Source organism: Bacillus sp. X1(2014) (assembly GCF_007678255.1).
The window spans coordinates 24,836-31,630 of the sequence record NZ_VEED01000032.1 but is presented as its reverse complement, the minus strand read 5'-3'; the positions used below and the strand labels follow the sequence as shown (position 1 = coordinate 31,630).

General features: G+C 37.2%; 6 protein-coding genes and 1 tRNA gene. 6 read left to right on the top strand and 1 reads right to left on the bottom strand.

Annotation, left to right across the window (positions count from 1 at the left end; all coding sequences use genetic code 11):
- Positions 1–507 precede the first annotated feature (507 nt).
- From FS608_RS28430 to FS608_RS28415, 4 genes are all read left to right on the top strand, one after another.
- Entirely contained in the window at positions 508–1,203 is a 696-nt protein-coding gene (locus tag FS608_RS28430; RefSeq protein WP_144555916.1) for an MgtC/SapB family protein, read from the top strand.
- A 77-nt stretch (positions 1,204–1,280) separates the two neighbouring features.
- A tRNA-Ala gene (locus FS608_RS28425) sits at positions 1,281–1,353 on the top strand.
- A gap of 318 nt (positions 1,354–1,671) precedes the next feature.
- A complete protein-coding gene (locus FS608_RS28420) occupies positions 1,672–1,998 on the top strand; it encodes a DUF485 domain-containing protein (protein WP_144555915.1) in 327 nt (108 codons plus the stop codon).
- Positions 1,998–3,536, top strand: a complete 1,539-nt coding sequence (locus FS608_RS28415; RefSeq protein ID WP_144555914.1) for a solute symporter family protein — start codon at positions 1,998–2,000, stop codon at positions 3,534–3,536. Before FS608_RS28420 ends, FS608_RS28415 begins: the two co-directional genes overlap by 1 nt.
- Positions 3,537–3,606: 70 nt before the next feature.
- On the opposite strand, the gene FS608_RS28410 is transcribed toward FS608_RS28415, so the two are convergent.
- Positions 3,607–4,947 carry a DEAD/DEAH box helicase gene (locus FS608_RS28410; protein ID WP_144555913.1) on the bottom strand — a complete coding sequence of 447 codons (1,341 nt, stop codon included), beginning with the start codon at positions 4,945–4,947 and terminating at the stop codon, positions 3,607–3,609.
- Positions 4,948–5,150: 203 nt separating this feature from the next.
- On the opposite strand from FS608_RS28410, the gene FS608_RS28405 reads away from it, so the two are divergent.
- A complete protein-coding gene (locus tag FS608_RS28405) occupies positions 5,151–5,726 on the top strand; it encodes an RBBP9/YdeN family alpha/beta hydrolase (RefSeq protein ID WP_144555912.1) in 576 nt (191 codons plus the stop codon).
- Positions 5,727–5,879: 153 nt separating this feature from the next.
- A complete protein-coding gene (locus tag FS608_RS28400) occupies positions 5,880–6,779 on the top strand; it encodes a selenium metabolism-associated LysR family transcriptional regulator (RefSeq protein WP_144555911.1) in 900 nt (299 codons plus the stop codon).
- The last annotated feature ends 16 nt before the right edge of the window (positions 6,780–6,795 follow it).

Below are 6,795 nucleotides of genomic sequence, written 5' to 3'. Positions count from 1 at the left end.
CGCCAGCGTTCGTCCTGAGCCAGGATCAAACTCTCCAAGAAAGTTGATTAGCTCATTTGTTACGTTGGCTTAGTTTCATAATTGAAACTAAAATTCATTGTTTGTTTGCACGATTTTGTTTGTTTAGTTTTCAAAGAACAATTTTTAACAAGTGAACAAGTCACTTTTTGAATTTCAATCAAGCGCTCGAAAGCGACTTCACTAATTTATCACATCTCACATCGTGGTGTCAACAACTTTTTTAATTTCTTTTTTCATTTGTTGAACCGCTCGATGAGGACGAGATTTAATATAACATGATAAATAAATGTTTGCAATATAATTTTAGGTTTTTTTCGAAACTACTTTCTATATCGTTAAGCAAACAACATTCATATGGTTCTTCCCATAGCTACTCGTTTATGTGTAGAATTAAAGAAAGGAATTCTATATTTATCTTTTGTAATTGGTATTTTTTCAAAGAATCAAAATTTCAGTCAATGACTGTATAAATGGACGTGATTTAAAATGAGCAGTGTCGATATGCAAATTTTAATTAAACTTGGTGTTTCTGCTGTTTTTGGGCTTATTATTGGTCTTGAACGTGAATTAAAAAGGAAACCGGTAGGCCTAAAAACAAGCCTAGTCATTTCTGTTGTAAGCTGCCTGTTGACGATTGTATCCATTGAATCAGCGTACATGTTTCCTGATTCAGATGATGTCAAAATTACTATGGATCCTCTTCGCTTAGCTGCACAAATTGTTTCAGGTATTGGTTTCTTAGGTGCAGGTGTAATATTAAGACGGGGAAATGATAGTATATCTGGTTTAACTACTGCTGCAATGATCTGGGGTGCTGCAGGAATTGGCATTGCAGTTGGAGCTGGTTTTTTCATAGAAGCATTCGCTGGGGTAGCATTACTTATACTTAGTGTTGAATTTGTCCCATTTTTAATGAAAATCATTGGGCCGAAACAATTAAGGGAAAAAGAAATTATGCTGCAACTATTTATTAGGGATCAAGGTCAAATCGAAAAAGCTATTTCCTTTCTAATAGAAAAAAATTATATCGTTCGTAGACTTAAGATTAAGGATTTAGATAATGGGGACCATCTTGTTCAAATATTAGTTGCCGTGGACTATCGTGAAAAAACAACTGATGTTTATGCCTCTGTTTCTAATTTAGAAGGTGTTCAAAAAGTAGAAATCGAAAGTATTAGTTAAAAAAATTTATCCTTATTTACATTTTCTCTTGCAAGATTTTAATAATACGGATATAATTTTTCTTGTACCAATATTTTGGGGGATTAGCTCAGCTGGGAGAGCGCTTGCATGGCATGCAAGAGGTCAGGGGTTCGAGCCCCCTATTCTCCATTATTTGAAAACCTTTGCGATGCAGAGGTTTTCTTTTTTTTCTCAGAAATCTAAAATAACTCCTTCCCTCATTATAATAACTACCTCCAATGGGTATTTTTACCTTTTTTTAAAAATTCCTATTGCATATAACCTTATCACTATAATAAAATCATAAATGTAATTTAAAAATTTAGAAAAATCTGTATTTAAGGGGGGATTTATAAAAAATATTAAGCACCTTGCTACATTTTTTTCTTTCCTCAACCAACGACCGATCAGCTGTATCTTTATTGACCTCAGTTTGTACAAAGGATTTTATATGAGAGGGGAGCTTCCATGGAGGCCAAAAAAACTAAAACTTATTCTGAAAGCGATTACACCTCGATTGTACAGTCATCATCTTTTCAAACATTACTCTCCGAAAAGAAAAAATTCATCATCCCGGTCACCATATTCTTTTTTTGTTTTTACTTTGCACTACCAGTACTAACTTCTTATTCTACCGTGTTAAATCACAAGTTTATCGGCAGTATTACTTGGGCATGGGTTTTCGCCTTTTTACAATTCGTTATGACTTGGGCTTTATGTATGATTTATTCGAAAAAAGCAGCAAGATTCGATGAATTGGCTAATGAAGTAATCCAAGAAGGGAGGGCTAACTAATGAATACCGCTGCTTTTACGATGTTTCTTTGTATCGTTTTTGTAACGTTAGTTATTACATACTACGCTTCAAAACGAACAAAAAATGCTAGTGAGTTCTACACCGCTGGCGGTGGTCTAACCGGCTGGCAAAATGGACTTGCTATTGCTGGAGATTACATGTCTGCTGCTTCGTTCCTTGGAATTGCAGGTGCAGTTGCCTTAACGGGCTTTGATGGTTTCTTTTATAGTATTGGTTTCCTTGTAGCCTATCTTGTTGTACTTTATTTAGTTGCTGAACCGCTAAGGAACCTTGGAAAATATACATTTGCTGATATGATTGCTGCCCGTTTTGATGCTAAAAAGGTCCGTGGCTTCGCTGCCATGAATACGGTTACGATTTCTATTTTTTATATGATTGCACAGCTAGTTGGTGCAGGTGCACTTATTAAATTATTATTAGGCTTAGAATATACTACATCCGTATTAATCGTTGGAGTTCTAATGACCGTATACGTTATCTTTGGAGGTATGCATGCAACAAGCTGGGTTCAAATTATTAAAGCAGTTCTTTTAATGGGCGGTACCTTAGTAATCTCAATTATTGTTTTTGCTAAATTTAACTGGAGTATTACGGATATGTTTGCGCAAATGAAAACTGCCACTCCATTAAAGGAAACCTTCTTAAATCCTGGTGTAAAATACAAAATTGGCCTTGATACCATCTCACTAAATATGGGATTAGTTCTTGGAACAGCTGGTCTGCCACATATTCTGGTTCGTTTCTTTACGGTAAAGGATGCCAAAACTGCTCGTTCTTCGGTAGTTTATGCCACATGGATCATTGGGATCTTTTACGTTATGACTATTTTCCTCGGCTTCGGTGCCGCAGCCTTTGTTGGTAATAGTGCAATTGTAGCTGCCAATCCTGCAGGAAATATGGCTGCTCCGCTTTTAGCACAAGCTCTTGGTGGGAATATGCTGTTTGCCTTCATATCAGCCGTAGCGTTTGCAACGATATTAGCTGTTGTGGCTGGCCTTGTATTGACAGCTGCCTCTGCATTTGCTCATGATTTCTATAACGTTATCCTGAAAAAAGGAAAAGCAACAGAAAAGCAGCAAGTTGGTATGGCTCGATGGGCAGCAGTGGGCGTTTCAGTGATTTCTATTATTCTAGCTCTAGGTGCACAAACCCTAAATGTTGCCTTCCTTGTGTCACTTGCCTTCGCAGTCGCAGCCAGCGCTAATCTTCCGGTAATTCTATATACTATTTACTGGAAACGCTTCAATACAACTGGTGCCATTTGGGCGATGGTGGTTGGGCTTATTTCAGCCATCGGCTTGGTGATTGTCAGCCCGAATGTTTTCAGCCCTGAAGTTGGAAAAGCCATTTTTGTTGGCGAAGCTTGGTTCCCATATACAACTCCTGGAATTGTTTCAATTCCACTAGGATTTATTGCGGGATACCTTGGAACGATCTTCTCTAGTCAAAAAGCCGATGTGAAAAGATATGAAGAAGTTTTGGTTAAGTCTAATACTGGCATTAACATTGGTAGCTAATTAAGAAAGAAATGGGACTGAATTGCTTCAGTCCCATTTTCATTGTCCATATGAACTTTTCCTAAGAAATTTATTTTTTTCCTTTTCTTCCTGCACCACTGTTCGAACTGTTACTTCTAGACTTAATGGAATTGGACCTTCTTTCAGATCCTCCACTTCGACCAGTACTATTTTCTCTTCTTCCAGATTCGTTTCGATTTCGTGGTGTACTTGGTTTTGCTTTTCTAATTCCATGTTTCTCTTTTTGGGTACTGTACTCTTTATTATCGTTTATTTTGCTCTCATTGCCCTCTTTGGTATTTCCCATATTTTGTTTTGCAATCGTGATATTTAGTTCAGCTTCAATGGTTTCAAGCATAGGTCGATCTGTCGAAGTATAAAAGGTAATTGCCAGGCCAGTCATCCCAGCTCTTCCTGTCCGGCCAATGCGATGGACATAGCTTTCCGTATCTTGAGGGATATCATAATTAAACACATGGGTAACCCCCTCAACATCAAGTCCTCTTGCCGCCACATCTGTCGCAACGAGCAATTGTATCTCTGCATCCCTAAACCGCTTCATCACCCGCTCTCTCTTTGCCTGAGACAAATCCCCATGTAATTCATCGCAAGAAAATCCGTTTGCCTTCAGAACATCAAACAGTTTACTTACACGGCGTTTTGTCCGGCAGAAAATAACCGCTAAAAACGGACGATACGTTTCTACTAGTTGAATAAGTGTGCCTTGTTTCCCACGATCAGTCGTATGAATCGCAATTTGTTTCACCGTTTCAGCAGGTCCTTGGTTTTTTTCCACTTGAATATATTCCGGTTCACGCATATGTTTTTTTGCTAGTGTGCGAATTTCAGGCGGCATGGTTGCTGAAAAAAGCATCGTTTGCCTGCTTGCTGGTGTTTCTCTTATAATATCTTCCACTTCATTGAGAAACCCAATATGGAGCATTTGGTCTGCTTCATCTAAAACAAGGTAATCTATTTCTGATAAACGAATGGTTTCCCTTCTAATATGATCCAAGAGCCGACCGGGTGTTCCAACTACTATCTGCATTCCCCTTTTTAACTTTTTCAGTTGTTTATCAACATCCTGACCTCCATATACTGCTAGAACATCGATACCTGTTAGAGCAGAAATTAGTTTTTCAATTTCCTCCGTTATTTGCAGGGCTAATTCTCTCGTTGGCGTTACAATCAGCGCTTGAACATGATCTGCTCCAGGATTAATCTTTTCTAAGATTGGCAGGATGAAAGCGAACGTCTTTCCTGTTCCTGTCTGTGCCTGTGCTATGATATCGATATCATCCATTACTAATGGAATTGTTTGTTTTTGAATCGGTGTTGGTTTAGCAATACCGTGACCGCGTAATTTTTCCACGAGTGGTTCTGAAATACCTAATGATAAAAAATCTGACAAAAATACCCCTACTTTCTATTTATCCAATCAATTTATTTTGATTGTTTATCAGTACAATTGCAAATATACTTTTCAGTCGTTTATCAAAAAAATTAATAAATATTGAGACATTTATTGCCTTTTTCGTTTAAAACAACTATAATCTCAATAAAACCAACTTATTTCATCGGAATAGTAAAAATTAAAATTTAGGTGGGGATTAAATGAACCAACAAAGCTTTGTTATCATTCATGGATTAGGCGGTAGTGGACCTGATCATTGGCAAACCTGGCTGGCACAAGAATTAACCAGAAATAATTATCATGTACAATATCCAACCTTCACAAACTTTGACTCGCCTAATAAAAGCGTTTGGCTGAAGGAATTGTCTGCAACACTTCGGATGATTCCAGAGGGAAATAATTTAACCGTCATTACACACAGTCTAGGATGCTTATTATGGCTTCATTATGCTTCTACTCTAAATAAACCAATTGCCAACCGGGTGATTTTAGTCGCACCGCCTTCTCCAAACCATATTCTCACTGAAGCAAAATCATTCTACCCTGTCCCTTTGGATGGAAACAATCTAACGAATGCAGCTGAAAATACATTATTTATTCATTCATCTAATGATCCTTATTGCAGCTTGGCAGATGTAAAAAGCTATTCAAATCTTAGCTTTCCTTCCATCACCATCCCTAATGCAGGTCATATAAATACACAGTCAGGACACGGAAAATGGCCATGGATATTAGATTTATGCCTGGCGGAGGAAAAGCATTCTCTATATGTTTAAGGTAATAGAAGGAGTGATGAAAATTTCACTCCTTCTTTTTATTTGATTGTTAGAATCAATTCATGCACAGTAATTGATATAATGACTTCGAATTATTTATCTATCTTACCAATGTAAATTAATCGATTTTATATATATAAGGAGATGATAAAAGTGGATTTGCATCAGTTGTATGTTTTTACAAAGGTGGTCGAGAACAAAAGCTTTTCTAAGGCAGCAGATGAAATATTTTTAAGCCAATCAACGGTTAGTTCTCACATTCAGGCATTAGAGAAAATGCTTAATATAAAGCTATTTGATCGAGTCGGAAGAGAGAGTATTCTTACTCCACAGGGAGAACGTTTGTACCAATGGGCCCTTAAACTCTTATTAATTAAAGACCAAGCATTGCTCGATATAAAAGTGGGGATGACTGACCTGAGGGGGATGATTCGGATTGCAGCCAGTTCTGTTCCAGGGCAATTTATGATTCCACGGATGGTCAAACAATTTAGGAAACATTATCCTGAAGTGACATTTCATATCAACCAATCCTCATCAAAAATTGTTGCCGAAAAGGTGTTAAACGGATCTGTTGATGTCGGTATCTTAGGTGAAAAATATGAAAACGATAAACTTCGTTATATTCCGCTAGTAAAAGAAAAATTAGTCCTTATTACATCGAACCAAAACGAAATGGTTGGTCCAATAAAGATTCGCGATATCTTAAATTATCCGTTTGTGATGCGTAATTCAAGCTCAGGAACAAATGCCCTTTTGGAGCGGGTTCTTAAAAAAAATAACATTCATAAGGAGCAATTAAATATCATTGCCTACACGGAAAGCGGACAAAGCTTGATGCAGTTTGTCATACAAGACATTGGTATTTCTATCATTTCCGAAATCGCAGCAAGAGAATATTCCTCCAACAACATGCTTAAGATGCATGCCATAAATGGATTTGACGACGAAAGATATTTTTATTTAGTCTATAACATTAATAAAACACAATCCCTGCTATCAAAACTATTTATAGATAGTGCCGTCCATTTAGTTGGCAGCAAATTGGGCTGAGAATGTTCATTCTCGA